The sequence below is a fragment of the Caldiplasma sukawensis genome (assembly GCF_052315375.1).
Classification (GTDB): Archaea; Thermoplasmatota; Thermoplasmata; order Thermoplasmatales; family Thermoplasmataceae; genus Cuniculiplasma.
In genome coordinates, this window is sequence record NZ_JBLSDG010000004.1 from 63974 (window position 1) to 90960 (window position 26987).

Here is a 26987-nt window from a genome sequence, read left to right on the forward strand (position 1 = left end):
ATTAAATTTTAAAGTATTTCAAGCCAAGGACAGTCATGTCTTTTAGAAAGTCGGGGTAACTTTTTGAGATACTTTCCACGCAATCTACTGTGCCACCTTTTGAAAGTAATGATGCAGCGATAGTTTGCATCATAGAAATTCTGTGGTCAGATGCACAGTCAAAAATGGCACTTTCCTTCAGTTCACCTCTTTCAAATGATAAGATTCCTCTATTAATTGTATGTTTCACTCCAATAATTTCTGCATTTTTTTCTATCCAGAATTTCCTGTCACTCTCCTTTCCCTTTAGATATTCTGAATTCTCAACATTTACCAACTTTTTATTGACAGTACTTAAAAGAACCATTGGAGGTACAAGGTCCGGATTTAACTTGGCATCAATTCTATACTCTTTAAAAGAATCATTTTGTAGAGGTTGAACAAAAATTGACCCATTATGCCTCCTTTCCAAGTTCTCATTTACAAAATCAATTATGGCCCTGTCAGGTTGTTTGCTATTTAGATTTAATTCCTTTATCAATATGCCATTTTTTGAATTTATAAGTGCCGAAGAAATAATAAACGATGCCGACGAAAAATCTCTCTCAAGTTTAATATTTTTTTTAATTCCATGGATTGGCCTTTCAATAATGAATTCCTCATCTAACTTTGAAATTTTACCTCCAAATTCCTCAATTATATTAATGGTAAGATCAACATAACCTGAAACAGGCACATGTTTGTTAATTTTAACAAAATTTCCTGAATTTCCGAATATTGCTTGCATCATGAGTATCCCGGATAAAAACTGAGAACTTTTTTCATAGTTTATAAAAGACACTTCAGGAATTCTGAAATTTGAGCCATCAATTATTATCATGTTATTTTCAATGTTCACAATAGACCCGAATTTCCTCAAAAAGCTAAACATATCATCAAGAGGCCTCTGAAGTAGTCTTCCAGATGAGAGTATTTTTGCTCGCATCTTTTTCCCGGCAATTAAAGGCAATATTAGCCTTAGAAGGGTACCGGATTCACCAACGTCTATAACAGAATCATTTGAATTCAAATTACCTTTTATATTTAGAAATCCACCTTCATGCTGAATCTCACCGCCCATTTTATTAATGGAGTCTAAGGCATGTTTCTCATCATCTGACATATTCCACTCTTTTATACTCACACATGATTCTGTGAGCCCTGCAATCAAAAGGACTCTTTGAGAATAGCTTTTGCTGACTGGAGGTATAACTTCTCCATCAAAGTCAGATTTTAAAACCTTTATGGCAACCATTCAAATCCCATGTTATTTAAAATAGTTTTATAAACCGTGAAGCCCATTTTTAAAAACAGTCTGTGATCATTTTCCATCTTTGCTGAATCATCATAAATTAGGAACAAGGATGGCCCTCTTCCATTTATTCCAAGATAATTTGCAGAACTGTTTTTCACTATGTTTTCTGGTATTTTGAATCCACTAATTTTGGAAAGAAGAAAACCGTTTTTAACTGCAATTTCAAGAAAATTTTTTTCATTTATTTCATATGGATCTGGAAAGAGGTCCCTAATCGTTGAAAAATCATTATCACCGAATTTTTTACTTGAAATCTCACCGGAAAATGAAATAATAATTGCGTAAAGAGGAGGAACATCCAATCTCTTTATTAGTTTCCTCTCTTTGTTATCACATATTGTAAGTCCACCCAACAATGAAGCAGCCAGATCATCGGTGGCACCTGTGGCGGATAAGCCAAGTTTAATTGAGATCTCACTACCAATTTTGAGAATGTCATCCATTTTTATCTCAATGTTATTTGTTAAAATATTGAGCATTAAGGCACCCCCAACAATTGCACTTGAACTCTTAAGACCCTGCATTTGTGGTATTTCCTGAATAACTCTGAAATGAATCTGATCTCCCCCGGTAAATTCTGAGATCAACTGTGAAATATGATCTGTCTCTTTCACAATTTTATTTGTACTTTCGATGCACATCTGCATTTTTGTTGCAACTGCTGAACCTCTGCCTGTAGCAAATGCACTCAGAACGGAAATGCCGGAATTGGTATATATTTTCATTTTAAATCAAAATGTTCAATTGTTTCCTTGATTGCATTCTCAAAAATATTTAATTTGCAATAATCCTGAAAGAAAACCCTATATGTTTCATATGCCTGTTCAAAAAACATCAGTCTCCCATTATAAATTTTTTTGCCATATTTTTCTCCCATTCTAAGCAATTTTGTTCTCTCCCTCTGATAAGTCAGATCTATTATATGTGAAGAGTTTATGATTAAATTTTCCTTAATGGGGGGAATATCATCCTCCATCATTCCAATGGTGGTGCAGTTAATTATTATGTCGGCATTGAAATTATCTGAATATGAAATGTATGATCTGTCATTTTTTAGATTTTCCCGTACTGCGGGATTTCTTGTCATAATCTTTAAATTGATATTGGAAAAATTTGTAATAAGGTAATATTTCACTGTATCTGAAAGGTTTCCTCCGCCGAGTATCAGAATATTTTTATTGTTTAGTGATAAATTATTGCTTTCAAAGGTTTTCTTTACTCCAAAGTAGTCAGTATTGAAACCGTGATACTGATCCCCAATCCTCACAATTGTGTTTACATTCCCAATGGCCCAGGCTCTCTCTTCCTTGAACCAAAGATATTTCATAACCTCTTTTTTGAAAGGCGATGTTACATTGTAGCCATTGAAACAGTTTATTGAAGGTTTGAAATATTTACCAATATTATTTTCAGAAACATTCATTGCGCAATAAATTTCATCCCTCCCTTCCATTTCAAATATTCTGTTAAATAAGAATTCACTCCATGATCTATATACAGGGTTTCCCAAAAGTCCGTACATATTAAATCTCCAGACTCACATTGTTGAGCATATTTAAGAATTTTTCAATTCTGATGGGTTCAACCCTTGAAGTTCCTTTACCAGTAATAATTGGAAAATTTAACTTTCCTTCGTGCAATTTTTTATCGTTCATAATATATCTGGCAATTTCAGATGAATTAAAATTTTCTGAAAAGTTTAGTTGAATTTCAAAACTTTTCAATATGTTTTTTAACCTTTTTTCCACATCAAAGTCAGTAAGTTTCAAGTTAAGAGCAATTCTATTTTCTATTATTGTTCCATAAATCACCGCTATTCCATGTTTAATTCTGTTCTCCGTTACTGCCTCAACCGCATGGCCAATTGTATGTCCTATGTTAAGCACCTCCCTAATATGTTCTCTCTCAAAGGGATCCTTCATGCAAATACTCATCTTTGCATCCACATTTTCCATTATTATATTCCCAAGATAGTCCTGATTTTTATATGATTGAACATCTTTCTTCATCAGTATATCAATAATTTTATAATTTAAGGAGAATCCATGCTTTATTATTTCTCCAAGTCCATCTTCAAATAGATTTTTCTTACCAACAACGAAATCAATTATATCAACAATTTTTTCAGGAAATCTGAATGTTCCGATTAAATTCTTTATATTTTTGAAATTAATGCCATTTTTACCACCAATTGAACTATCTACCATTGAAAGTATTGTAGTAGGCATCATAGAAATCCTCAATCCTCTTTTGTATATTGAGGATAAAAATCCTGCCAGATCACCTACGGTTCCGCCTCCTATTGCCACAATCTGGGCATCACGTTCAACATTCATTTCATTAAGTTTTTCAACAACCTCTATGGCACTTTCCATGGATTTTCCATTTTCTCCATCCATAACAGTTATTATTCTATTTTCATCGAATAATTTGTAAATAAACTTGTAGGAGTCCAGAAGTCCCTGGCTTACAATTGCATAACTGTTTGAATCAAAATTTATCTTGTCTATTTTTTCAGAATCTATTAACATAAAATCCTCAGTAGTACCTGCAATTTCGAAAGTTTTTCTGTAGAACATTTTTATAAGCCTCAGGCATTAATTTCATTTATGTATTTTAAAAAATCTAAAGGCCTGTAAAATATTTTTTCGGCACCGCTTTCCTGCAGACAGCTGATACAGGGATCCCCCCATCCCGCACCAAAAGCCTTTATTCCAGCCCTTTTTGCAGCCAAAATATCATACTGTGTATCACCAATGTATACAGTTTCATTAGGTTTAGCTCCTATCCTCTTCATGCATAGAAGTATTGGTTCAGGATCAGGTTTATGCATTTCAGTATCCTCTGCACAGACAATTGCAGAAAAGAATTCAGTTATGGAGTTTGCTCCAAGCATTTTATAAGCTGAAATCTTTTTGCTTGAAGTAACAATGCCAATCCTATATCCATAATTGCTGAATTTTTCTATCACTTCCCTTATCCCTTCATAAAGGCCCAATTTATGCACATTATTGTTAAAGTGCTCCCTGGCAATTTTATAAGCATTTTTGCCTGCTTCTCCATATTTCTCCTCCATTATCTTGGAGACTAGTAAACCTCTAAGATCCTTTACATTCTCATTTTCTGGAACCTTACCAAAAACCTCTATCAAACCGTATTGAGTACAGAGAGCAGAAAACTCTTCACTGTCTATTATTGTACCATCAAGGTCAAATAAAATATTTTTAATCATAAATATTATGCCCTTGAAAGGGCAGACAAGGTAGTTATCTCTTTTATGTTTTCTATCCCGTACCTTTTCACTTTTTCTATGTCCACACCAGCTTTTCTTGCTCTTCTTTCTATGAATTTCATCATAAGGTATCCGCCACCTGATATTATGGAGCCGGTTCCAACCCTGGCGAATACATTTCCGTGGGTGTCTCTGAAACCATCTCTCCTTGCCATCTTTGCAAGATGTCTATAGGATGCATAGTAAACCGCGTACATGTCCTTTGTCAGAAGATCAGTATTAAGATTTCTTGATTTTATCCTTCCAAGTGGCACATTTACCAATGGTGTCACAGTAAATTCGAAGGGTCTGCCCTCGGAATAAGAGTTGCTAAGTCTGTTTATCATTTCAATTGTCTGCCAGTTATCCTCGGGAGTTTCCTCTTCCTGACCTACCTGAATGGTAAATGCTGGTCTCCAGTAGTTTTTAGTTTCAACGTAGACACCTTCCCAAACAATATCCTGCCAGCTTCCATCGGGCCCGATTCTCAATGGAAGTGTTTTATTTGGCATGTGCTTTCTTGCAAGTTCATCACTGCCTGTTTCCACACCAGTCTGAATTCCAATCCAATTATCCGGACCGGCCTTTAATATTTTTGATAATTTTTCCATCAACTCTGGGTATCCTGCCGGGATTGATATTCTCCCATGTGTTGGATTTGAGGTTTTAATTCCCTTAACAGACATAACTGCCTGGAACAGTTCCGTAAGGGCCTCTTCATTGGGTGCAAAATAGTTTCCGTGTTTGTATCCAAATGCCTCATCAGAGTGTAACCAGGCATTAGTGATACCTGCATCCCTGTTTACTTCAATCTCCTTCACAATCTTTTCAATGGGGTAATATCTCAGAGGTCTAAGTGTTACTTCACAGAAATCACAGCCAACACCGCAACCTCTCATAATCTCCACCATCCCTTTCATTGCAGGATTGACTATATTTGGAATCTCTTCCAGCTTTGGATAGGCTGCCTTTGAAAAACCACGGGAGAGGAACAGGGGGTCGTTTTTTGTAACTCTCTTGAAATTTTCATCATAACTGAAATATCCTCTCTGAAACATTTTATTGTCAATGTCGTCATTCATAATTTGTTCAAATAAAAAGGGTGCTATATCATCCGCTTCCCCCTGAAAAACATAATCAAAGTTGTATTTGTCTATCTCATCTCTAAGAATAGTGAATTCCCAGACACCAGGACCTCCAACTATCAGTTTTGCTTTTTTTCCTTTCCTAATTGCATTAATCTTTGATATTAGGGCATCCCAGTCCCTTCTAACCCAAGCATCAAGATTTCCACCAAAAAGGGCGTAGTATGACATGGTTGTTGGGCCTATCCCAAGAGGATCCATTGTTGTTACACCAATTATCTCTGTATCATCCTTTATGAAATTTTCAAGATAATCCTCGTGTGCAACTGCTATTTCCTCTCTTTTGTATTTTGTGAGTAAAGATGCCTCCAGTTTTCTTATTGAATAAGGGGCAAATAGTGCCTCTCCATTTGGCTTTGCTGGTGGTGCAGGGCCTTTGAGAAATTTGTATATCCTTTCCGGTATGGCATTACCAGGGGCGCAGGGTAAAAAATCCAGCAAAGGAAAATTTCTGTATTCATAACTTAGTGTGCTGTCAGAAACAAGTACAATCTTCGTCATCCAATCACTTTCATGATAAATTTTCATAAGTATTAAAGGTTTTTGTCTAATTGACAAAATTTATAATAAAACGGTTGTTCAAAACATACTAAAATAGAGGCTTTTTTTAATATTCAATTTAGTTAGTTTATATATAATAAAAGGATTAATGTTTTAGTAATTTATAGAATCTGTCATTGATTTCCAATCTTTCAAGACCTTTAGAGATGCCCATGTGTATCTTTGCATTATCAATTTTTTTAAGCATATCTCTGGCTTCATTTAATCTACCTATTGCTGTGTATGGTATTGTAGAATATACAAAATTTGAAGCCTGAGATGATCCACTGAAATATTCATTAATTATGTTTACAATCTCACCTGTTTTTTCAAACGCAAGATCCCTGTTTGTTTTTTGCATTGCAAAGGATAGGAAATATGTTGAAATATCCTGTTTCTTTATAATGCCTGATGAAATCAGTTTAATCACTTCATTGAATTTATCTTCACCCGAAAACATTCCAAGTGCTGAAATTATTTTTGTCCTGTCTTCGTCACTTTTGAGCAATTTAAGTTTTTCAATCATCCTCTGGAAATCTTTTTTCCAGATTGCATAGGAGGCAACTACACCATCTCTCAGATCTGGTTCTATTTCCTCTATTTTTTCAAATCCTGATGAATTCTCCCTTGCAAAATTAATGTCAAGCTCTGCAAGTCTTCTTGTTACCATACCAAGAAGAATACTGTCATTGGTATCCCTCTTCTTATTAAGAAGTCTTTCATACTGAGCCTTATGGAATTTTTTGGCAACATTCTCTATTCTGGAATTATCCCCTATCCTCAACAATTCCCATAGATCGTTTGAAACCTGCATAACTGTATTGAAATCTTCCTCTGAGCTTATTTTTTCAACGAAATCAAGGTACAAATCATATTTTATCTTTCCTGAGATCAGAAAAGCATAAAGATCAAATGCAATTCCAAATTTGTCAGTGTAATCAAGTGAACTCCAGATTTTTTCAATGTTTCTATAAAATTCATCATGGTAAAGAACTCTGTAAAATCCCTTCTCATTTACATTTAGTTTTATAAAATTTTCCCATGGAATCTCAATCTCTTTCTTATCAAATAATAGAGTTTCCTTTCCATTTTTTCTCATGACTGTAAGAGGAATTGGCCAGATTTTTTCCTCCTCCTCTCCATTCAATAGAAATCTTGCCTGTTTCAGTTTCAACTTATTTTCATTCTTTTCAATCTTTATAAATGGGTATCCTTCGTTTTTTATCCAGAAAGACATTATATTCTCTATGCCCTTTTTTGCAAATTTCTCGATGCTCCTCCATAGATCGTTGCCCTCAGCGTTTGAATATGAAAATGAAGAAAGGTACTCATGCAAACCCATCCTGAAATTCTCTTCACCTGCATAATCCTCAATCATTCTAAGAATCATTCCACCCTTGCCGTAACTTATCTGATCAAATATCTGTTCAATTTCTTCGGGTGTTCTTACGTTTGCCTCAATTGGATGTGTACTTTTAAGTGAATCATCTGTGAAGGCCCCTCTCCCTCTGGTGAGGAGCATATCACCTGTCACCTTCCAATCAGGATAATATTTTTCCACCATCTTGTACATCATGAATGTTGCAAAAGATTCATTTAACCACAAGTCGTTCCACCATTTCATTGTAACAAGATTTCCAAACCACTGATGGGCAATTTCATGTGCTATAACTGCTGCAACTCTCTTCTTTTGAGCATTACCTGTACTTTTATTTACGAGAAGAGCAACCTCTCTGAACGTGATCGCTCCCCAGTTTTCCATTGCTCCTGCTGCAAATTCAGGGACTGCAATAAGGTGCATTTTTGGAAGCACATAATTTATTCCGAAATATTTGTTGAAAAACTCAACTGATTGAGATGCAATGGTAAGTGGAAAATCAGAAGTATCTAAATTACCTCTTAATCCTGAAAGGTGTAGTTTCACTCCATCGTAATTGGATTTCATAGTTTCAAAATCCCCAATACCTATGTATACCAGATAGGTGCTCATTCTTGGGGTTTTTTCAAATATGTATTTTACACCGTCTTTGTTTTTTTCAATTTTCTCTGGTTCCATATTTGAAATTATCTCAAGATCTTTGTTCACAGATACAGTAATCTTGAAAGTGGACTTCATGGCTGGTTCATCAAAGCATGGGAACGCTTTTCTTGCTCCTATGGACTCAAATTGCGTAGTAACCATCTCTTTCCCTTCCGGTGTCCTTGCCAGATACATACCAGTAAGTGTTTTTGAGACCTCCTTATGAAATTCTATGTGCAAAATCCCTCCATCTTCCGATGAAGCAAATAAGAGCAGCTCGTCCTTTCTTTCTCCCATTTTAGCATTTAAATTTTTACCGTTGAACATTAATTTATCTGGAAAATCACCGTCCCAGTTAATTACGGGATTTTCAACTTTTCCTTTAAGGGTGATGTCCACACGACCATTATAGAGCTTTTTATCCCAATCCATTTTTAATTCAAGGTTGTAGTTCTCAATATCCATAAGGGGTCAGATTAACATAAGAGATTAATTTTTATCCTTTTTTAATAGCACTCACAAGAGAATAAATACCTAATAAAAATATCCTTTAAATGGAAAGCACCATTCTTGTATCAGATTTATGCAAATCATATGATGGTAAAACAAACGCAGTGGATAAAATTAGTTTTTCAGTTGAAAGAGGAGAAATATTTGGATTTCTTGGAAGGAATGGTGCGGGAAAGAGTACAACCATAAAGATCCTAACTTCTCTCATCAAATACGATAGTGGGATTGTGAATGTACTGGGTTTTGATCCCAATGTGAACGGAATGGAGATCAGGAGAAGAATAGGTGTAGTTCAGCAAGGAGACGCATTTGATTTCACAACCGTTGAAAGAAATTTTGATATATATGGAATACTGTGGAATATACCTAAAGAGAAGAGCAATAGGATGAAAGAGGAGCTCATGGATCTTTTCGGCCTGACAGAAATGAGAAAGAAAAGGATGTTTGATCTCAGTGGTGGTCAGAAGAAAAGGGTTCAGGTTGCTAGGGAATTCATGCATCCAATGGATATACTTTTTCTGGATGAGCCTACTGTGGGTTTGGACCCTATAATGAGGAGAAGCATACTTGATTTCATAAAGAAAAAGGCAGAAGAGGGTTTAACAGTATTTTTCACCACCCAAAATCTGGAAGAGGCAGATTACATATGTGACAGAATATGCATAATAAACAAGGGAAAGATCATGATGGAAGGAACACCTCAGGAATTGAAAGGAAAAGTAAAGGTTAAAAAAATAGCAAAGGTAAGATGTTATCTTGATGAAAGGTCTAAATCATTATTTAGTGAATGGTTTTCACCCGAAGATGATGAGGAACTCAAAATAAATGAGAGTGAGATAATAATAATTAGTTCAGACATTGATAAATCTGTAATAAAATTACTTAGGGTTCTGGATTCAAATCAAATAGAGGTTGAGGGTATATCGATGGATTCCACAACACTAGATGATGTATTTCTGGAGGCTATGAGAGAATGAAAATTCCAGGTTTTCTAAAACTTACATTAAGAAACATTCTTGTTAACATAGATGTAGGGACAATGATATTTATGCTTGGACTTCCAACACTGTATCTTTTTGTGATGGGGCAGATGTTTTCATCAATCATACCATCTGTTTCAATTTCAGGTCAAACCAACAGTTCTTATCTGGATTTTCTGGCACCAGGAATAATTGCACTTCAATCATTTACAGCTGGGAACATAGGTGGGAGTATGTTATGGTCAGACAGAAGATGGGGTATGTTTGAACAGATAATGGTAGGCCCTTTCAGAAGGAGTGAATATATTCTTGGCATTCTTTGTGTATCTATATTTTTCTCCCTGGTCGGGAGCGGCATAATGGTTTCATTTTCTTTCCTCGCAGGGATATCATTTTCAACAAGTCTTATTGGTGTACTGACAAGTATCCTTGCAATTGTTTTTGGAACAATGCTATTTTCTCTCATATTTATTATAATATCAGGAGTTGTTAAAACACTTGAAGCATACAATACAATAACAATTGTACTTTTCTTTCTTCTAGATTTTGCAAGCACTGCATTTTATCCAATTGATAACAAGACCCCGGACTGGCTAAAATTTATAGCAGGCTACAATCCTTTAAGTTATGTTGTAAACTCTCTGAGGTTTTCACTTCTATACAATGCTCCATTTTCAATATTAACGGATGTTTTCATACTGTTTATAGCAATGCTATTATTTTTCATAATGGCACTCATCGTTTACAGAAACATAAAGACCGGCATATGAATGGAGATTAGAAAAATTTAAATGTCATTTTCAATAAAGGTTAAAAAGGTGAAAAATTGACATATTTTCAGGGAAGGGCAAAAAGAAAATTCACTGGTGGAAAATATAAAAAATTAAGATCAAAAAGAAGATCAGAAATTGGCAGAGAGCCATCCTTAACAAGAATTGGATCAGAGAAAAATTCTGTTTTGAGGGTAAGAGGAGCCAACACAAAGGTTATGCTGATGAGAGCAGAATATGCAAATGTATACATTCCTGCTGAGAAAAAAACAATAAAAGCAAGGATTAAAACTGTCAAGGAAAATCCTGCAAATCAGCACTATGTACAAAGAAATATCATAAATAAAGGAGTCATAATTGAAACAGAAAACGGTAATGCAAGGGTAACTTCCAGACCTGGTCAGGATGGAGTTGTAAACGCCATACTTATATGAAATGCACATTATACTCTCAGTATTTTAATCCAAAATTATCAAGACGATTGGGCAGAAAGATAAAGATTGAATCTGCTAAAAATTTTTCAGAACAGAGGCTTGAAAGTATTTTGAAAGGTATGGGCCTTTTTTTTACTATAAGAGAAGGCAGATATCCCAGATTACCTCATGAAAACTGTAAAATTTATGAAATTGACTCAAATCTTAAGAAGACAACCATAATAAAAAATATTGAAAGAAAGCTCATTTAGTTTTCTTTTTAATTTTGTAATAATTCAAAGGATGTTTTGTTTTTTCGTCATGGCATAATTTATCGTTTCCCATATAACAAATGTGGTTAGATCTCAGTGTTTCACATTTTGGAGGACTGTATTTCGTTCCACTTATTTCTCCCATTATGTGCCTAACTTGATACTGCGTAATTTCTTTTGCAAAATCTGGTACATTGCCAAATATGCCAATTATTGATTTTTCATCCATTCCAATCTGATTCAAAAAAGCAACTAGTGTGAATCTTGCAAGGTGGGGTAAATTCTCACTCCTTTCGATCTGTCCCATATATTCCTTTATGCATGGGGGAAAGGCTGACGTATCTATTGAACCATATGATGCTTCCTTGTAAAGTGAAGAAGCTTTGTTTTTTATTTCCTCAAGTTCATTCTTGAAGTCTGAGGTTAGTTCTTCTGCTTCCTGTCCATGGATACTATTTACCCTGTCCTTACACTGTAGTACAAAAAGTTCCCTAAGTATCTTTTTCATAAGTGAAGGTACAACAATAACACGCCCATCTTTGAATGTCTGATATTTCAATCTGTAAGGTGGACCGGAAATTCTTCTTGTCGATCTTGTAAATACACCTATTGAAACACTGAAAGTGTTATTATCAACATTATAAAATACGTTAAATCCAAGATTCATTGCACAGTCCCTGTAAAGCTCAGTTTGAATACCGTTCAGACTTTCCTCATATATTCTTCTTAGTGAAATCAATGCTTTGTTTGTGAAATATTCAAGATTTATAGCCGCCAGGCAATGAAGAAGAAAGTCCAATGGTTCTATATCAAAAGCTGAAGAGATAATCCCTCTTAGAACCCTTTTCATTTTTTCTGTATTTTGCTCTTTCTCCTTCTTATTCAGGTGTTTCAGATAACTGATTACATCCTCCATCATCTGAAACTTTGTTTCTTCAAGATTTTCTAGATACTTTTTTATGTTGGATTTTCTAAAGGCACTGTAGTTTTCAGATAACTGGGATTGCATAACCATCACCTCTTGGATCTGCACCACCAGTCAGAATACCATCCTTATATGTAATGGCCTGTGCATGTCCAAAAAGGGAACTTCCGTAGTTTATTTTTCTTATTCTTTTGAACATTTTTAAAACTTCATTCTGTGGTTCAAATCCCTCCTCATATAAAAACTCGTACTCATCAGAATAGATCGTACCGTTGAATACTCCCCTTGGCCTGTCAATAGATTGCTGTGGGGTCATTCCATCAATAAGAATTCCGTTTATAAGATCAAAATTAACTATTGGCTGAATATCCCCACCCATTGTACCAAGAGTTGCAAACAGGTCTCCTTCATTCTCAATCATTGTGGCACACAGTGTATGGAATGTTCTTTTTTCTGGCTCCAATCTGTTATGATGTTTCTCATCTAATGTAAAATAAGAACCCCTGTTTTGCATGACTATTCCTGTACCTGGTACACCAACAAGTGATCCGAATCCCATGTAATTGCTTTGAATCCATGACACTGCGTTCCCATCTGAATCACCTATTGTGAAGTATGTTGTATCTCCATTTTTTGCATTAAAAATACCATTTTTCTCCTCCATCATATTACTGATGAAATTTTCATCCAGAAAATTCTCAGGGAATGGAACCTTTTCGGGATCACCAATAAACTTTTTTCTGAATTCATATGCAATAAGACCAGTTTTATATTTCTCATATGATTCATGCCATGAAGCCACATCTGTTTTTTCTTCCTCAAATAATTTTAACCAAAGATTTATTATTGCTCCTTGACTGTTAGGTGGCAATTCATATATGTAATTGTTTCTGTACAAACTTTTTAATGGTTTCTGTTCCAGGATTTTATGCCTTCTGAAATCATCATCTTCTAAAATGAGTTCAGTATTTTCAATTCCTTTCATTAATATGTCAAGAGCATATCCATCATAATATGAATTCAGGCCATTCTCAATCAAAGATTGCATGAACTTACCAAGATCAGGTTGCCTTAGGAGATCACCACTTTTCAGCCTTCCATTGGGTTGAAAAAGACTTTTGAAATATCTGTCTTGTGTAATCTCTGCAGATCTGTTGGCGCTTTCAGCATATTTCTCTGTGACTATTCTCCCATCAATTGCAAGTTTTACCGGGTCATTTAATAACTCCTTCAATTCCATGCTGCAATAATCTTTGAACACTTTTTCCATAAGAGATGGTAATCCGGGTACTGTAAGAGCGCTCATGGGACCATGTGATGGAATGCTGGTAATACCTTTTTCTCTGAACATCTCAATATTGGCATTTTTGGAAGATTTTCCTGATCCATTCAAAGCCTTGATTTTTCCATCCTTACGGATCAATACAAATCCATCACCTCCGAGGCCACACAGGTTATTCTGTGTAACACAGAGAGTGGCTGACGCTGCAATGGCAGCATCGAAAACATTTCCCCCATTATTTATAATCTTCTGGGCAGCCAATGATGCCTCCATACTTGAGGTTGCCACCATTGCTTTTCTTGAATAAACATCAGCCCTCATATTTCCCTCAACTCTTTGGTAGCTCCAAAGGTTAGTTTTTCAAAGCCATCTTTCTTCACAAGTACGTCATCCTCGATTCTTATTCCAAATTTTCCGGGAACATATATGCCTGGTTCATCAGTTACAACCATACCGGCTTTCAATGGAAAATCAAGTGAGACAGAAAGTGCAGGATGATCGTGAACATCCATTCCAAGTCCGTGACCAAGGGAATGTATGAATCTGTCTTTATATTCAGTGCCATCAATTATGGATCTAGCCTTTATATCCACATCTTTGCCATTAACTCCATCCCTTATCATTTTCATTGAATTTTCCTGAGCCCTGTAAACTATATCATAGGCATCCTTGATCTTCTCCTCTGCCTTTCCAAATGAAACTGTTCTTGTAACATCAGAACAGTAATCCTGATAGAGAGCACCATAGTCTATGAGTACTATATCACCTCTTTTCAATTTTCTCAACTTAGGGGAGTAGTGTGGTTGAGAGGCATTCTCACTGAATGCCACGATGGTTGAAAATGAAGGATTGTCTGCTCCGTTTCTCATCATCTCATATACAACCAGTGATGCTACTTCCTTTTCAGTCATACCTTCCTTAAGTTTTTCGTAAACCTTCTCAATTGATTCGCACGCTATTCTTCCTGCCTCCCTAATTTTTTTAATCTCATCATCATCCTTTATCCTTCTGGCCTCCTGTATTGAAACGCTAACATCAACAAATTCTTTATCAGGAATAACCTTCAGAAGATATTTGTAGTTTTCAAGTGTGAGTGATGAATAATTTAATCCTATCGTATTGTATTTTGAAAGCTCATTTTTCAATATTTCCTCAGTATCCTTTCTTGATCTTGTTGTCACTACCTTCAGGCCTGTTTCTCTTGCGCTCTCTTCCTCAAGCACTGAAGTTACAATAATTGTTTCATCAGGCTTTGCAATCAGAAAGGAACCTTCAAATATTCCGCTTTTTGGTCTTGCAATATATCTGAAAGTTTTATCAAGTGATCCCTCTCCCCCATTAACAATGAGAATCGCTTCTGCTTCCCTTGCATAATCAAATATCCTTGAACCGTTCATGAAAGGTCAGTCAAAATTTACTTTTAACGTTTTTCTTTATTGTTATGCATTTATATTTTCTTAATTTCCATTCCATGGTTCATTCATAAATAGAAACAGTTAATATTTTCCAAATTATTTAGAAAACAATTTTTATGGCCGGGTTGGGGTAGTGGCTATCCTTGGGGACTGTGGATCCCCGGACCCGGGTTCAATTCCCGGACCCGGCCCTTTATTTCATAATATATTTGTAACAATCATAGATAATGAATTTAACCCTAATTTGGTATTATGGAAACGCCATGACCGTCAACTGATATGTAGTTTATTCAAAGTTTTAAGATGTTAATTTTTAATATTGTGTTTTGCATACCCATATATGGAAAGCAGGATAAATATAGTGGAGAAGCAAAAAGATTCAATAACCTTTGAACTAATGAATTACGACAACACGTTGCTGAGACCACTGGTAGAGGAGATCCTGAAGGATGAGCAGGTAACAGAATCCAGATACTACATAAAACATCCTGTTATAGACAATCCCAGAGTATATGTGAAGGTAAAGTCTGGAAAACCTCAGGCTGCTGTAAAAAGATCAATTAAAAGACTTAGCAAGATTTTTGATACACTTTCTCTTGAACTTAACAAAGAACTGAAAAAAATAGAAAGTGAAGAGGAAACTGAGATAAAAGGGGCAAATTGAAATCTAATTTTTTACTTGAAAGCTGGAGAGGTTTTCCGGAATTCTGTCTCGAGGATTTTCAATCTGTAACAGAGAAAAAATATTCCGGGAAACTCTCAATGTTGAATAGTTTTATATTTACTTCAGAGGTTGAGGAATCAGCAATAAGGGAATACTCATTTTTGAAAAGGGCTTCCTATCTACTTGACATATTTCAAAATGAGGATGAATTTAGTAGACTGAAAATACCGGAGGGTAAATTTTACCTTAGAATCATTGATCCAGATGGTTGCCACAACACAGATTACGAGTCTCATATAGGAAATATAATAGGGGCAAAGGGAAGAGTGGATTTTAAGAATCCTGATTTCATACTTTATTTTTACCACATAAAAAAATGGTATGTTGGACTTGAAAAACTGAAGATAAACTATGAGGAGACAAAAAACAGATCCGCTCCTAAAAGGCCTTTTTTTTCTCCAGTATCTATGGATCCAAAGTTTGCTTCCTTTTTAGTAAATTTAGGATATTTTCATAAAAATTCAGTTTTACTTGATCCATTCTGTGGTAGTGGAGGGATTCTGCTTGAAGCAGGTTTAAAGGGCTACAGTGTGATTGGTATTGATATTATGAAATCAATGACCGTGGGAGCCAGTCTCAATCTTAAGTTTTATGGAATAAGAAATTACAAAATAATTTGCAATGATTTTTTCAAAATTGAGGAAAATTTAATGGTTGATGGAATAGTTACAGATTTTCCATACGGACGGAATACAGTAATATCAGAAGAGCCAGAATATTTTTTTAAAAATTCAGCTGAAAAATTTCATGAGGTATTAAGTCCAGGTGGAAGGGCATGTATCGTTTCAAATACCAGGAACATTGAAGAACACTTTTCTAAATATTTTATAATAGACAGGATTCTGCAGCAGAGAGTGCACAGAAGCCTGAATCGCTATTACTACAGAATGATTAGAAAAAATTAAGATTATCATGTATTATTTTTTCAATAAAATACTTGTCAATACCGTACTTCTGGCTTAGAGTTTCTTCGTCAGATCCATCCAGATATTCTATGAGAAGCTCTCTTATTCTTGGGTTTTTAACATTTTCAATTACTTTTATTTTTAGTTTTCTTATTATGCTGTCTTTCTCAATCAGCAGATTGATTCTCTCTTTTTCAAGATTTTCAATCTTCTTGTTTATATTTTCCAGAGTGTTAAAGTCAACCTCCTCATTGCATTTATCCTTTGTCTCATTAATATTATAAGCTTTTTCAGACACAAATGAAGGCATGTAATCAAGATGAATCACTGTAAATCCGGTTGGCCTGTATAGTTTTCTTGGAGGTCCAAAAGGATTATTCTCCATTATTTCTGATATAACCAGATTTGCCTTTTCAAGAATTTCAAGTTGTTTGTTAATGGCCTGCTGTGATATACCAAGATCTCTGCTTATTTCAAGGGCATAAGATGAGTCAGTCAACAATCTTCTCAATATCCTTCTTCTTGTTGTATTTTCAAAAATAGATAATAAAAAATCTATGTCATCCATATTCGGATCATCATTCGATTTTTACTGATTTTCCTGAGGGATTGTTTTTTCCAACAATTTCTATTGATACATCCAGTATTCCGTTCTGGAATTTCGCCTTGGCAGTCTCTGGTTTAACCGGAACATCGAATTCAATTTCTTTGTAATACTTTCTGCTTGGATTGTTAACAGTTATTGTCATGTTTTCCTCGTTCACCTTTAGATCAATTTCTTCCTTGGATACACCGGGGAGTTCGAATGTTACGTATATCCTCTTATCATCCTTGTTAATGTCTGTTATGGGTTCCCTGTATTGTTCTTCCTGTGGCAGTGCCCCTGGATTGAAGAACTGTCTGTTTGGAACGTTTCCAAATTCCTGGAAATACGGTTTTCCATCTGGCCCCATCTTGTAAGTGAAACCGTATATGAAGGGTCCGTATGTTTTTATGTCTGTATTTTCTGAATTTTTAATGAACCTCTCAAACATTTTCCTCATTCTCTCGTTAATTCTGTCAAAGTCAAACCCAAAGCTCTCAAATATGTCATCAAACATATCATCGTCTTCATCCCAGTCATCTTTCTTCCTTCTTACTACCATTTTCATCCACCTCTTGTCAACCATCAGTTGACAACTTGATATTAATAATACCTATATAAAGGTTACTTTTTTAAAAAATTTAGGTAGATTTTACTCTATTTCTTGAGGTGGAAAGTCTTTTGTATATATAATAAAGGGTAAGCAATGCAAGGCCTACTGATATGTATGTATAATCATTGAACGCTCCCAGTATATCTTTCCACCTTGGCCCAAAATAAAGCCCCAGGTAAATCAACAGACTATCCCATAATATTGCACCAAGAAAAGTAAGTGTTAGAAAGCTTCGCAATCTCATTTTTGCAATTCCAGCAGGTATTGATATAAACGTTCTGAAAACAGGTACCAGCCTTGTAAGAAAAACTGAAATTGTACCATATTTTTCAAACCATCTCTCTGTCATCTGAAGTGTCCTTTCATTTAATTTTATATAAGAACCGTATCTCAAAACTGCCGGCCTTCCACCATACTTCCCTATAAGATATGCAGTGTAGGCACCAAGTGTATTTCCCAGAGATCCTGCCAATAAAACAGCAATATATTCTGGAATAAGACCTGATGAAGGCAGCATGTTATCAAACGCAAGGTATCCTGAAAACACCATTACAACTTCAGATGGAATTGGAAGCAACAAGCCCTCAAGAAACATTAGAAAAAATATGCCCGGATAATTTGATCTCTGTATTATAAATATTATTCCGTTTATAACATATTCAATTGCGTTTGTAATTATGGAACTCAATCTACACCCCTCAGTTCATTCAACTCTTCAATCTCCCCTTCAAATTTTCTAGTTTTTATCTTGCTCTCTATGATCATAAGCTCAGCAAGTTCATCCGGATAACCCTCTGCATAAATTATTTCATTTATCTTTGCATTTATTATCATCTTTGTACATACAACGCAAGGGTGTGTTGTAACATATATTACAGAATCCCGGATACTTGTTCCATGAACAGCAGCCTGGATTATTGCATTCTGTTCCGCGTGCAATCCGCGACACAGCTCATGTCTTTCACCTGATTTAATGTTCATGTCAATTCTTATGCAGCTCACATCTTCACAGTGGAGAAGGCCACTTGGAGGACCGTTGTATCCTGTTGCCAAAACATTCTTATCCTTTACGATTACGGCTCCAACTTTCCTTCTTACGCATGTTCCCCTAGAAGCGGCAAGAAATGCCATCTTCATGAAGTAGGTATCCCAGTCTGGTCTTGACATTATTTAATCAAATTCTCCTGAGCTGTTTTTTATTTCTCCCTTTCCAGAGTTGTCAGGGATGTCCTGAAATCTATTTGAGAATTTCTTTATAACCTTTGGAAGAGTTGTATATTCCATATCCTCAGATGGCAATCTGTGAGGTTCAAACGGCCCCATTCTTCTCAGATAATCGGCAATGTTTGTGGCAGTTCTTCTTGCCTCATCGAATGCCGGATCATCAAACATATCTATTGGACCGCTAAGTTTTTTGTCTTTATAAACAAATCCTAATGCAGAAACTCTGGGAGGCCCATCAAATCTTGACATCTTTGCGTTTTTAAGTCCTACCGGCATAAGAGGACCATTGAAAGACCCTCTCATCCAACCAGAAACAAGATATGGGTGGGTGAATGCCTCTGTGGTTTCTCCTGCGGCGGGCAATCCAGATTGTATTCTTACTATCCCAGCCGGATCATCCTTACCAACATATTCTCCAGCAATAAAGGAAAGTTTGTCTGTTGTTATTACGGCAACATTTTCATCTGGCAATTTTTCATGAGATTTTTTTGTGTACACTCTCTTTATAACATATTTACTCTTTGTTCCAATCAGAGCAAGTAGATCGTAAAGTTCCTCAGGTGCACTTAGTTTTATTGATTTACCATTCTCTATGTCCCACACTTCAAAAATAAATCCATCATGCATGTTGTTGTCTATTACTAATCCAGGAGTGTTAAACGGGTCTGCAAACATTTTGTATATTGGAAAATTAAATGCTCCAGGTTCTGTTTTATCCATCATAAAAACTATGAAAGGCTCGCTCTTTCTCGGTGTTATCTCCATCTCAGCAACACCGGGTCCCATACCTTTTATATTACCAGAAAACGCATCCTTCAAAAGATCCTGTCCGGCTCCGTACAGACCAAGTTTTTTTGCCACCTCTGTTCCAGCCTTAAATGCGTCCCATGCGAGCTTATGAACCTCTGACGCATCAATCCCATTACCATGAACCATTGTAATCTGGATATCGTCTCCCACTGAGCATATATGGTGATCCCAGATGATTCCTTTTCCATTATTTTTAACATAATTTTTAACTTCATTTATCACATCATCATGAACAAATGTGTGTCCTGGCAGGCTTCCTATATCTGCTTTTATGTGGCTAAGCGTTACTTTCATAATTTATTAATACTTTTTACATATTAAAATGATTCCATCTGTTAATGTTAGAATAAGGAACTATTTAGTTAATTTTATGCACACAGCAATAAAAATATAAACAATGAAAAACAATAAAATGTTTACCGTCATATAGATTAATATGAAGATCGAAACGTTGAACCCTTTTGATGACAGCAAAGTAGGTACTTTTGAGATTGATGATGAGGAAAAAGTGAAAGATGCATTTGAAACAATGAGAAAAAATCAAAAGACCTGGAAAAAGGATCTTGATGAAAGAATTGAATATGTTAAAAACGTTATAATAAAGAACCTTGAAAATGAAAAAAAGAGTCTCTCAGAGTTAATGTCCATGGAGATGGGAAAACCAATAACCCAGAGTATATCTGAGGTGGAAAAAACAATAAGAACAGCAAAATATTTTGTAGAACATGCCAGAAAGTTTTTGGCAGATGATATAATCCCAACAGAGGCATACAGATCATATGTGAAGATTGAACCCTTGGGTGTCATTTATCTCATCATGCCTTGGAATTTTCCTCTATGGCAGGTATCAAGGGCAGCCATACCGGCAATGTTGGCTGGAAACACAATAGTTCTAAAGCATGCATCAATTGTGACGGGAACATCAAAAAAGATAGAGGAAATTTTTGGAAAGGATTATTTCAGATCCATAATAGTTTCAGGAAAGGATTCACTTCAGTATATTAAATATTCAAATGGAGTATCTTTCACAGGCTCTGAAAATGCAGGGAGCCAGATAGCTGCAGAGGCCGGAAGAAATCTTAAAAAGACAGTTCTTGAGTTAGGTGGTTCAGACCCATTTATAGTCCTGGATGATGCAGACATAGAGAATGCTGCAAAGAACTCGACCTTTGGAAGACTTCAGAATAATGGCCAGAGTTGCATAGCATCAAAAAGATTCATAGTATCAGAAAAGATTTTCCATGAGTTTTATGAGGCTATGAAGGAAAACTTCTCAAATGTAAAAATTGGAAATCAGATGGACGAAAAAACATTCATAGGGCCACTCTCCTCAGATAATCAGAGGGATATAATAAAGTCTCAGATAGAATTCCTCTCAAAGAATTCACAGGTGTTCAGGGCAGGAGAAGACAAAGGCAACATTGTTTCACCAACTATTATAAATTACGAGGGTGTGTACAATGAGGAGGTTTTTGGTCCGGTTGCAATCATAAAAAAATTCAAAACACTTGAGGAAGCGGCAAAGATAAGCAATGAAACAAAATTTGGCCTTGGTGCATCAATCTGGGGTTCCTATGAACAGGCGGAAAAATTAATTCCTCAAATAGAGTCTGGAATGGTTTTTGTTAACAGTGTTGTTGCATCTGATCCAAGACTCCCCTTTGGTGGTGTTAAAAATAGTGGATACGGAAAGGAACTTTCAAAATACGGAATATTGGAATTCACAAATATAAAGACAATTTGGGCTCAAAAACAGTGAATATTAACTAATATTAAATACTGATAAAACATACAAATTTTTAATGTTGAATAAAAAAAGCATAGTTGGCATTGAAGACATTGGAAACGACGATCTTTTCAGTATTTTCCAGGAGGCTAAGGAATTAAAGAGGAGACTGCTCAACGGGGAAGTAATGAAGGATCTTGAAGGGAAAATAATGTGCACACTTTTTTTTGAACCAAGTACGAGGACAAGACTGTCATTTGAAAGTGCCATGGAGAGGCTTGGCGGAAAAATTATTTCTGTTTCAGAAGGAAAATCCAGCTCTGCTGCCAAAGGGGAAACGATAGGGGATACCATAAGGATGGCAGCATCTTATTCAGATGTTGTTGTCATGAGGCATCCCCTTGAGGGGGCTGCAAGATTGGCCTCAGAATTTTCAAGGGTTCCAGTAATTAATGGAGGTGACGGTTCAGGGCAGCATCCCACACAGACAATACTCGATCTATTTACAATATGGGAGAAGTTTTCAAGGATAGAGGGACTCAAAGTTGGCCTAGTTGGGGACCTGAAGTATGGAAGAACAGTTCACTCACTTATAAGGGCACTGGACAGATTCGATAACAAAATATATCTCATCTCTCCAGAAATATTAAGTTTACCAGATTACGTAATGAGTTCTCTCAAAAGGCCTGAAAACGTAAAAATAGTTCACAATCTTGACGAGGTAATTTCAGAATTGGATATTTTTTATGTCACAAGAATTCAGAAGGAAAGGTTCATAGATCCCAATGATTACAGTAAGGTAATAGGATCATATTCCTTTGACAGTAAAACTGTCAAAAAGATGAAAGATGAGGCTATAATAATGCATCCTCTTCCAAGGGTCGATGAAATAAAACCAGAGGTGGATGAAGATCACAGGGCTTATTATTTCAAACAGGCAGAGAACGGTGTTTATGTGAGAATGGCAATTCTCAAAAAAATACTTAAGGGTGATTGATTTGGAAGCTGAAAAAATTCTGAAAGTTGGAAAAATAAAGGATGGAACAGTAATAGATCACATATCAGCGGGGAAGGGAATAACGGTTTTGAAGGTTCTTGGCCTTCTTTATAACACAGAAATGACAATAAGTGTGCTTATGAATGTATCAAGCAGGGTGAATGGGAAGAAGGACATAGTTAAAATTGAGAACAGATCATTGGAAAAAAATGAATTGGACAGGATAAGTATATTATCACCAGGTGCTACAATTAACGTAATAAGGGAATTCAAAATTGAAAAGAAGTTCAGGGTTGAGCTTCCACAGGAGATTATGGGGACAATAGTATGTTCAAATCAAAACTGCGTTACAAATCACAGAGAACCTGTACGTACAATTTTCAGAAAAGAGGAAAATAGAGGATCAACATCATACAGGTGTTACTACTGTCAGAGAACAATGTCTTTGAAAGAGATTGAACAGTCATTAAACTCATAATTTAATTAAGTGAATATTCCTCTATTTTATTCATTATTTTATCAAGTACGTTCAGTAATGTACTTTTTTCCTCCTCACTCCTAAAATTACCGGGTGCTCTGAATATCTCCTTTTTTACCTGAACCTGAGCTGCCATGGATGATGCTGTTATATTCATTTCAGATCTAGGTGGCAACAATATAAATGAAATAGCAGGAATGTTCCTTTCAATTGCAGTCTCAGAAATGTTCACTGTGAGATTTCTTGCAAAGGCGTCTGTAAAATCAGACACCATGTAAAGTATTGCCCCCATATCGTAGAAATTAAGAAGGATTTCAGAAGCCTCTCTTGTCTCATTTATATTGTTAATTGGTCTGAATATTACCTCTGTTGCATATCCTTTCTGACCATTCTTTTCCCTTATTTCATTAAATTCGCTGTATTTCATTGAATTTAAATTAAATCCTGTGTCTACATATCTGTATCCCGTATTATTTCCTGAATCTTTCTCCCACGAAAAGGTAACATCGGTGGACCTTGAAAATTTCTTTTTACAGGCTTCGTTGTATGCATATTCCAGATTTTTCCCTAAAACAAGTATAACGTTATATACTGGAAATACAGTATCAGCTTTCACATTCTCCAGTCTTGTAGTTATCATCGGAAATCAGCCTCCGATTCATCACTGTCATTGAGATTCCGCATGAATCTTTTGATTGAGTCAGCCTTCTGAAGATTCTTTTCAAGAATTTTTGACATAGTTCCATTATCAAAAGACATGTAAATTATGTCAAGTATAACATCTGATACATCCCTGTAAAATCCTGAGTTACCTAGTTTTTTCAAATAATTCTTTAACTTTGCCGGTAAGTATACTGTTATTCCTCCATCATCTCTACCCTTCAGACCAGATTGTTTCTCCTTAATGTATGAAAGTGCACAGTTTCTTAAAAATTCTGATCTGGTTCCTACCTGAGGATTCTCCTCTATGAATTCATCAATTATCTCAAGGTCCTCTTCGGAGATTCTCAGATTGATCTTATTATCCTTAGACTCCTGATTCATCTTTTTCATTTACATATAATCTAATATGTATATAAATGTATTGACAACTAAAAATTTTGTAAATACATGTTTATAATCGTATATACATTCTTAGATTATATCATCTTTTTTTGTATTTGTAAAAACCAACAATTATTATTCCTACTATTAAAAGTGAAGCTCCTGTGTAAGCACCAGTCCAGCTATATATGGATATGACTCCTACAAAAATGGATAGTGTGGCACCTCTTGTGGTGTTTTCATTTTTCACTATAAAGTGCCACAATCCTCCATTTTGTGATATAATTGATTCACTTGTACCTATCCCTGTAAAATTTGAACAGGCAAACTTATTACCTTGTGGCGAAAGAAGAAAGGATTGAAATTTATTTGTATTGTTAGTCAAAATGTGTACACTGTAATCTATTGTGTTCCCAGGTGAGTACATGAATGAAATGTTCTCTGTGCCATTTTCACCTATTCTGTATTCATTGTAATGGTTAATTGTACTGTATATAGTAAATACAGAGACTCCAAGAACTGAGGCAGAAACAGCAATCATTATAACTCCAACTATGAATATTTTATCAATAAATCGTTCTGTTGAGCCAGTGCCTCTGCCTCTCATGTGTATATTATTATTATATAATTAATAAATATTTAGAATATTTCAACAACAAGTTCATTTCCTTCCTTAAATTCTATTGTATCCTTGAACAATTTTTTGATCAGATTTCTGTCTGCCTTTTCAAAGTTTTCAGGTATCATCACAATAATCTTCTCGTAGGATTTTTTCAAACTTTTTGCTTTCCCTCTTGTTTTTCTTATCTCTGAAATGATTGCAATAGTTTTATCAAAATCTTCAACTTTTTTAATTTTAAGACTTTTTGGCCATTCTGTCTCATGAATGGAATTTGAGTTTCCAAGCTTATGATAGACCTCTTCAGTTATGAAAGGCATAATCGGTGCATACATTTTAAGCATCTGTTCCATAACATATCTGGCCACATTGTATGTCTCCTTGATCACGGAAGGATCTTCATCCCTCAGGAAGGGTTTAATTATTTCAAGATAGCTGTCACAGAACACTGGCCAGAAAAGGTTATCAAGTTCAAATCTGGCTTTTGACATATTATATGAATCCATTGCTGAAGTTACTGATTCAATGGTTTCATTCAATTTTTCCAGGATCCAGATATTGAAATTTTTTTCAATATTGAGATTCAGAATGTCAATTTTTTCCACAGATTCATTGTATAATAAAGAGGCAGCGTTTATCATTTTTATTGCAGTTTTTCTCCCTCTCTGCATATCCTGTTCATTGAAATTTACATCCTCATAGGTTGTGGACGAAATGCTCCAGTACCTCACTGAATCGGCCCCATACTTATTTATCATTTCCCAGGGATCAACTGTGTTATTCTTGCTTTTGCTCATTTTATTCCCATATGGGTCATTGACATTTCCGCTTATAACAATGTTAATCCAAGGTATATCTTTCTGATGGATCATTGATCTGAAGATAGTTGTGAATGCCCAGGTTGAAATAATATCCTGCCCCTGAAACCTCACATCCATTGGTACATCCTTCAGATGGTATTTTTCCCTAACAATTGTTGGTGTAATGGATGAGGTGAACCAGGTATCCATCACATCCTTCTCTCCAATAAGTTTATCAGAACCGCATGTGGAACACTTTCTCCCATTTTCGAATCTGGGATCAACAGGCAACTCCTCCTCGCCTGGTGTATTAATTGAATTACAGTGAGTACAGTACCACACAGGTATTGGTATACCCATTAATCTCTGTCTTGAAATACACCAGTCCCATTTTAATCCTCTTACCCAGTTGGAATACCTATCATTCATGAACTCAGGTATCCAATTAACCCTGCGGCCATATTCAAGAAGATCTTCCTTCCTGTCCAGGTATCTCACAAACCACTGTTTACTTATATCAATTTCAATGGGTGTGCCACATCTTTCGTGAACGTTTACACTGTGTTTTATCCTCTCTTTTTTTACAACAAATCCATTTTTCTCAAGATTTTCAATCATTATTTTTCTCCCATCATCTATATTTTCACCAGAGAGTATGTGTCCATCATTAAGTCTGCCATTTTCATCCATGATCTTACGATATTCAAGATTATGTCTTTGATAAAGAATAAAATCATTCTGATCTCCAAAGGTGCATATCATTTCTGATCCGGTACCCTTATCCAGCTTAACCATATCATCAAGTATCACCGGGACGGAAAAGTTGAAAATTGGTACTATAATCTTAATATTTTTAAAATCATCAGCCCTTGGATCATCTGGATTCATTCCTATGGCGACACAAGCACCAAGCATTTCTGGTCTTGTAGTTGCTATTGTCAATTCCTTCCCATCTTCTGATCTGAATTTTAAATAAACAAACCATGTTTCTCTTTCCTCATCATTCATTTCGATCTGAGAAATGGCTGTTTTACAAACTGGACATCTCACAGTCATGCCTTCATTTCTGTAAGCTATACCATCATGAAGCATTCTTATGAAATATCTCTGGGATATACTCCAAATATCTTTGCTGTATGTAATATATGGATTTTCAAGGTCAGCAGAGAAGCCCATTCTGTAAAAAAACTCCGTCATCTTTCTTATTGTTTCTTTACTGACCATCTCAATTTTATTTATGCCATCCTGACCCTGAAGTGTCCCGGGTTTTACCTTAAGAATTTTCTCAGAGTACCTTTCTGTTGCCAACCCATTGTTATCAAAACCAAATGGGTATATTACATTAAAACCCCTCATTCTTTTGTATCTGCCCATAATATCCTGATGAGGGTATGAAAATGCATGGCCTATATGGGGGAGACCAGAAACTGTTGGAGGGGGTGTATCTATAATATATGTATTTTTCAAATCTCTATTGTAATTTGGTGGGTTTTCCCTCCAGTATTTCATCCATTTTTCCTCAATGGAATTAATATCTTCAGGCATAAGGAGTACATATATGTATGAATAAAATTCTTTCCCATTAATT

General features: G+C 35.5%; 27 protein-coding genes and 1 tRNA gene. 9 read left to right on the forward strand and 19 right to left on the reverse strand.

Annotated elements, in window-relative coordinates; all coding sequences use genetic code 11:
* Position 1 precedes the first annotated feature (1 nt).
* From ACNF4Z_RS03680 to ACNF4Z_RS03710, 7 genes are all read right to left on the reverse strand, one after another.
* The gene (locus ACNF4Z_RS03680; RefSeq protein WP_458327898.1) at positions 2-1273 is read right to left on the reverse strand and encodes a 3-phosphoshikimate 1-carboxyvinyltransferase; all 1272 of its coding nucleotides are present in this window, start codon (positions 1271-1273) and stop codon (positions 2-4) included.
* Entirely contained in the window at positions 1261-2058 is a 798-nt protein-coding gene (locus tag ACNF4Z_RS03685; protein WP_458327899.1) for a shikimate kinase, read from the reverse strand. Before ACNF4Z_RS03685 ends, ACNF4Z_RS03680 begins: the two co-directional genes overlap by 13 nt.
* Positions 2055-2855 carry a shikimate dehydrogenase family protein gene (locus ACNF4Z_RS03690; RefSeq protein WP_458327900.1) on the reverse strand — a complete coding sequence of 267 codons (801 nt, stop codon included), beginning with the start codon at positions 2853-2855 and terminating at the stop codon, positions 2055-2057. Before ACNF4Z_RS03690 ends, ACNF4Z_RS03685 begins: the two co-directional genes overlap by 4 nt.
* Before the next feature lies 1 nt (position 2856).
* Positions 2857-3912: a 3-dehydroquinate synthase gene (locus tag ACNF4Z_RS03695; RefSeq protein WP_458327901.1), complete on the reverse strand. Its 1056-nt coding sequence runs from the start codon at positions 3910-3912 to the stop codon at positions 2857-2859.
* A gap of 11 nt (positions 3913-3923) precedes the next feature.
* Positions 3924-4565, reverse strand: a complete 642-nt coding sequence (locus ACNF4Z_RS03700) for an HAD family hydrolase (RefSeq protein WP_458327902.1) — start codon at positions 4563-4565, stop codon at positions 3924-3926.
* A 5-nt stretch (positions 4566-4570) separates the two neighbouring features.
* Positions 4571-6250, reverse strand: coding sequence for a B12-binding domain-containing radical SAM protein (locus tag ACNF4Z_RS03705; protein WP_458327903.1), 1680 nt, complete (start codon positions 6248-6250; stop codon positions 4571-4573).
* Positions 6251-6395: 145 nt separating this feature from the next.
* Positions 6396-8774, reverse strand: a complete 2379-nt coding sequence (locus ACNF4Z_RS03710) for a M1 family metallopeptidase (RefSeq protein WP_458327904.1) — start codon at positions 8772-8774, stop codon at positions 6396-6398.
* An 89-nt stretch (positions 8775-8863) separates the two neighbouring features.
* On the opposite strand from ACNF4Z_RS03710, the gene ACNF4Z_RS03715 reads away from it, so the two are divergent.
* The 3 genes from ACNF4Z_RS03715 to ACNF4Z_RS03725 are packed head-to-tail and all read left to right on the forward strand — an operon-like array spanning position 8864 to position 11003.
* Positions 8864-9796 carry an ABC transporter ATP-binding protein gene (locus tag ACNF4Z_RS03715; protein WP_458327905.1) on the forward strand — a complete coding sequence of 311 codons (933 nt, stop codon included), beginning with the start codon at positions 8864-8866 and terminating at the stop codon, positions 9794-9796.
* Entirely contained in the window at positions 9793-10569 is a 777-nt protein-coding gene (locus tag ACNF4Z_RS03720; RefSeq protein WP_458327906.1) for an ABC transporter permease, read from the forward strand. The genes ACNF4Z_RS03715 and ACNF4Z_RS03720 overlap by 4 nt, the downstream gene beginning before the upstream one ends.
* A 56-nt stretch (positions 10570-10625) precedes the next feature.
* Entirely contained in the window at positions 10626-11003 is a 378-nt protein-coding gene (locus ACNF4Z_RS03725) for a 30S ribosomal protein S8e (RefSeq protein WP_458327907.1), read from the forward strand.
* Positions 11004-11246: 243 nt separating this feature from the next.
* Here ACNF4Z_RS03725 and ACNF4Z_RS03730 read toward each other — a convergent pair whose 3' ends face one another.
* The 3 genes from ACNF4Z_RS03730 to ACNF4Z_RS03740 are packed head-to-tail and all read right to left on the reverse strand — an operon-like array spanning position 11247 to position 14858.
* Positions 11247-12263, reverse strand: coding sequence for a hypothetical protein (locus tag ACNF4Z_RS03730; RefSeq protein ID WP_458327908.1), 1017 nt, complete (start codon positions 12261-12263; stop codon positions 11247-11249).
* The gene (locus ACNF4Z_RS03735) at positions 12244-13782 is read right to left on the reverse strand and encodes a gamma-glutamyltransferase family protein (RefSeq protein ID WP_458327909.1); all 1539 of its coding nucleotides are present in this window, start codon (positions 13780-13782) and stop codon (positions 12244-12246) included. The genes ACNF4Z_RS03730 and ACNF4Z_RS03735 overlap by 20 nt, the downstream gene beginning before the upstream one ends.
* Positions 13779-14858 (reverse strand): M24 family metallopeptidase, encoded by a 1080-nt coding sequence (locus tag ACNF4Z_RS03740; protein ID WP_458327910.1) that lies wholly within the window; start codon positions 14856-14858, stop codon positions 13779-13781. Before ACNF4Z_RS03740 ends, ACNF4Z_RS03735 begins: the two co-directional genes overlap by 4 nt.
* A 137-nt stretch (positions 14859-14995) precedes the next feature.
* Between ACNF4Z_RS03740 and ACNF4Z_RS03745 the strand changes: the two genes are divergently transcribed.
* The 3 genes from ACNF4Z_RS03745 to ACNF4Z_RS03755 all read left to right on the forward strand — a co-directional run bounded on the left by ACNF4Z_RS03745 (position 14996) and on the right by ACNF4Z_RS03755 (position 16505).
* A tRNA-His gene (locus ACNF4Z_RS03745) sits at positions 14996-15067 on the forward strand.
* A 149-nt stretch (positions 15068-15216) separates the two neighbouring features.
* Positions 15217-15540, forward strand: coding sequence for a DNA-directed RNA polymerase subunit L (locus ACNF4Z_RS03750; protein ID WP_458327911.1), 324 nt, complete (start codon positions 15217-15219; stop codon positions 15538-15540).
* Entirely contained in the window at positions 15537-16505 is a 969-nt protein-coding gene (locus tag ACNF4Z_RS03755; RefSeq protein ID WP_458327912.1) for a methyltransferase domain-containing protein, read from the forward strand. Before ACNF4Z_RS03750 ends, ACNF4Z_RS03755 begins: the two co-directional genes overlap by 4 nt.
* Here ACNF4Z_RS03755 and ACNF4Z_RS03760 read toward each other — a convergent pair.
* Genes ACNF4Z_RS03760 through fbp form a run of 5 tightly spaced genes read right to left on the reverse strand, consistent with a single transcriptional unit; the run spans position 16492 to position 20029 of the window.
* Entirely contained in the window at positions 16492-17073 is a 582-nt protein-coding gene (locus ACNF4Z_RS03760) for an ArsR/SmtB family transcription factor (protein WP_458327913.1), read from the reverse strand. The two genes, ACNF4Z_RS03755 and ACNF4Z_RS03760, sit on opposite strands and share 14 nt — an antisense overlap.
* 10 nt (positions 17074-17083) lie before the next feature.
* Entirely contained in the window at positions 17084-17674 is a 591-nt protein-coding gene (hsp20, locus tag ACNF4Z_RS03765; RefSeq protein ID WP_458327914.1) for an archaeal heat shock protein Hsp20, read from the reverse strand.
* Between the two features lie 55 nt (positions 17675-17729).
* Entirely contained in the window at positions 17730-18389 is a 660-nt protein-coding gene (locus ACNF4Z_RS03770) for a DedA family protein (protein ID WP_458327915.1), read from the reverse strand.
* On the reverse strand, positions 18386-18868 hold the full coding sequence (locus tag ACNF4Z_RS03775; protein WP_458327916.1) for a deoxycytidylate deaminase: 483 nt from the start codon (positions 18866-18868) through the stop codon (positions 18386-18388). The genes ACNF4Z_RS03770 and ACNF4Z_RS03775 overlap by 4 nt, the downstream gene beginning before the upstream one ends.
* Before the next feature lie 3 nt (positions 18869-18871).
* Complete coding sequence (fbp, locus tag ACNF4Z_RS03780) at positions 18872-20029, reverse strand: fructose-1,6-bisphosphate aldolase/phosphatase (protein ID WP_458327917.1); 1158 nt, start codon at positions 20027-20029, stop codon at positions 18872-18874.
* 142 nt (positions 20030-20171) lie between these two features.
* Between fbp and ACNF4Z_RS03785 the strand changes: the two genes are divergently transcribed.
* The 3 genes from ACNF4Z_RS03785 to pyrI are packed head-to-tail and all read left to right on the forward strand — an operon-like array spanning position 20172 to position 22936.
* Positions 20172-21494 (forward strand): aldehyde dehydrogenase family protein, encoded by a 1323-nt coding sequence (locus ACNF4Z_RS03785; protein WP_458327918.1) that lies wholly within the window; start codon positions 20172-20174, stop codon positions 21492-21494.
* A 43-nt stretch (positions 21495-21537) separates the two neighbouring features.
* Entirely contained in the window at positions 21538-22458 is a 921-nt protein-coding gene (gene pyrB, locus ACNF4Z_RS03790; RefSeq protein WP_458327919.1) for an aspartate carbamoyltransferase, read from the forward strand.
* Position 22459: 1 nt separating this feature from the next.
* Complete coding sequence (gene pyrI / locus ACNF4Z_RS03795) at positions 22460-22936, forward strand: aspartate carbamoyltransferase regulatory subunit (RefSeq protein ID WP_458327920.1); 477 nt, start codon at positions 22460-22462, stop codon at positions 22934-22936.
* Position 22937: 1 nt separating this feature from the next.
* Here pyrI and ACNF4Z_RS03800 read toward each other — a convergent pair whose 3' ends face one another.
* The 4 genes from ACNF4Z_RS03800 to ACNF4Z_RS03815 form a co-directional block, all read right to left on the reverse strand.
* Positions 22938-23576, reverse strand: coding sequence for a hypothetical protein (locus ACNF4Z_RS03800; RefSeq protein ID WP_458327921.1), 639 nt, complete (start codon positions 23574-23576; stop codon positions 22938-22940).
* Positions 23573-23989 (reverse strand): ribbon-helix-helix domain-containing protein, encoded by a 417-nt coding sequence (locus ACNF4Z_RS03805; RefSeq protein WP_458327922.1) that lies wholly within the window; start codon positions 23987-23989, stop codon positions 23573-23575. The genes ACNF4Z_RS03800 and ACNF4Z_RS03805 overlap by 4 nt, the downstream gene beginning before the upstream one ends.
* Positions 23990-24080: 91 nt before the next feature.
* The gene (locus tag ACNF4Z_RS03810; protein WP_458327923.1) at positions 24081-24587 is read right to left on the reverse strand and encodes a hypothetical protein; all 507 of its coding nucleotides are present in this window, start codon (positions 24585-24587) and stop codon (positions 24081-24083) included.
* A 32-nt stretch (positions 24588-24619) separates the two neighbouring features.
* Positions 24620-26944: a valine--tRNA ligase gene (locus ACNF4Z_RS03815; protein WP_458327924.1), complete on the reverse strand. Its 2325-nt coding sequence runs from the start codon at positions 26942-26944 to the stop codon at positions 24620-24622.
* Positions 26945-26987: the final 43 nt, after the last annotated feature.

What these genes read in the sequence shown, in the direction of transcription:
- ACNF4Z_RS03680 (WP_458327898.1), bottom strand. Translation starts at nt 1,273, where the DNA reads ATGGTTGCCATAAAGGTTTTAAAATCTGACTTTGATGGAGAAGTTATA.
- ACNF4Z_RS03685 (WP_458327899.1), bottom strand. Translation starts at nt 2,058, where the DNA reads ATGAAAATATATACCAATTCCGGCATTTCCGTTCTGAGTGCATTTGCT.
- ACNF4Z_RS03690 (WP_458327900.1), bottom strand. Translation starts at nt 2,855, where the DNA reads ATGTACGGACTTTTGGGAAACCCTGTATATAGATCATGGAGTGAATTC.
- ACNF4Z_RS03695 (WP_458327901.1), bottom strand. Translation starts at nt 3,912, where the DNA reads ATGTTCTACAGAAAAACTTTCGAAATTGCAGGTACTACTGAGGATTTT.
- ACNF4Z_RS03700 (WP_458327902.1), bottom strand. Translation starts at nt 4,565, where the DNA reads ATGATTAAAAATATTTTATTTGACCTTGATGGTACAATAATAGACAGT.
- ACNF4Z_RS03705 (WP_458327903.1), bottom strand. Translation starts at nt 6,250, where the DNA reads ATGACGAAGATTGTACTTGTTTCTGACAGCACACTAAGTTATGAATAC.
- ACNF4Z_RS03710 (WP_458327904.1), bottom strand. Translation starts at nt 8,774, where the DNA reads ATGGATATTGAGAACTACAACCTTGAATTAAAAATGGATTGGGATAAA.
- ACNF4Z_RS03715 (WP_458327905.1), top strand. Translation starts at nt 8,864, where the DNA reads ATGGAAAGCACCATTCTTGTATCAGATTTATGCAAATCATATGATGGT.
- ACNF4Z_RS03720 (WP_458327906.1), top strand. Translation starts at nt 9,793, where the DNA reads ATGAAAATTCCAGGTTTTCTAAAACTTACATTAAGAAACATTCTTGTT.
- ACNF4Z_RS03730 (WP_458327908.1), bottom strand. Translation starts at nt 12,263, where the DNA reads ATGCAATCCCAGTTATCTGAAAACTACAGTGCCTTTAGAAAATCCAAC.
- ACNF4Z_RS03735 (WP_458327909.1), bottom strand. Translation starts at nt 13,782, where the DNA reads ATGAGGGCTGATGTTTATTCAAGAAAAGCAATGGTGGCAACCTCAAGT.
- ACNF4Z_RS03740 (WP_458327910.1), bottom strand. Translation starts at nt 14,858, where the DNA reads ATGAACGGTTCAAGGATATTTGATTATGCAAGGGAAGCAGAAGCGATT.
- ACNF4Z_RS03750 (WP_458327911.1), top strand. Translation starts at nt 15,217, where the DNA reads ATGGAAAGCAGGATAAATATAGTGGAGAAGCAAAAAGATTCAATAACC.
- ACNF4Z_RS03760 (WP_458327913.1), bottom strand. Translation starts at nt 17,073, where the DNA reads ATGGATGACATAGATTTTTTATTATCTATTTTTGAAAATACAACAAGA.
- hsp20 (WP_458327914.1), bottom strand. Translation starts at nt 17,674, where the DNA reads ATGGTTGACAAGAGGTGGATGAAAATGGTAGTAAGAAGGAAGAAAGAT.
- ACNF4Z_RS03775 (WP_458327916.1), bottom strand. Translation starts at nt 18,868, where the DNA reads ATGTCAAGACCAGACTGGGATACCTACTTCATGAAGATGGCATTTCTT.
- fbp (WP_458327917.1), bottom strand. Translation starts at nt 20,029, where the DNA reads ATGAAAGTAACGCTTAGCCACATAAAAGCAGATATAGGAAGCCTGCCA.
- ACNF4Z_RS03785 (WP_458327918.1), top strand. Translation starts at nt 20,172, where the DNA reads ATGAAGATCGAAACGTTGAACCCTTTTGATGACAGCAAAGTAGGTACT.
- pyrB (WP_458327919.1), top strand. Translation starts at nt 21,538, where the DNA reads ATGTTGAATAAAAAAAGCATAGTTGGCATTGAAGACATTGGAAACGAC.
- ACNF4Z_RS03800 (WP_458327921.1), bottom strand. Translation starts at nt 23,576, where the DNA reads ATGATAACTACAAGACTGGAGAATGTGAAAGCTGATACTGTATTTCCA.
- ACNF4Z_RS03805 (WP_458327922.1), bottom strand. Translation starts at nt 23,989, where the DNA reads ATGAAAAAGATGAATCAGGAGTCTAAGGATAATAAGATCAATCTGAGA.
- ACNF4Z_RS03810 (WP_458327923.1), bottom strand. Translation starts at nt 24,587, where the DNA reads ATGAGAGGCAGAGGCACTGGCTCAACAGAACGATTTATTGATAAAATA.
- ACNF4Z_RS03815 (WP_458327924.1), bottom strand. Translation starts at nt 26,944, where the DNA reads ATGCCTGAAGATATTAATTCCATTGAGGAAAAATGGATGAAATACTGG.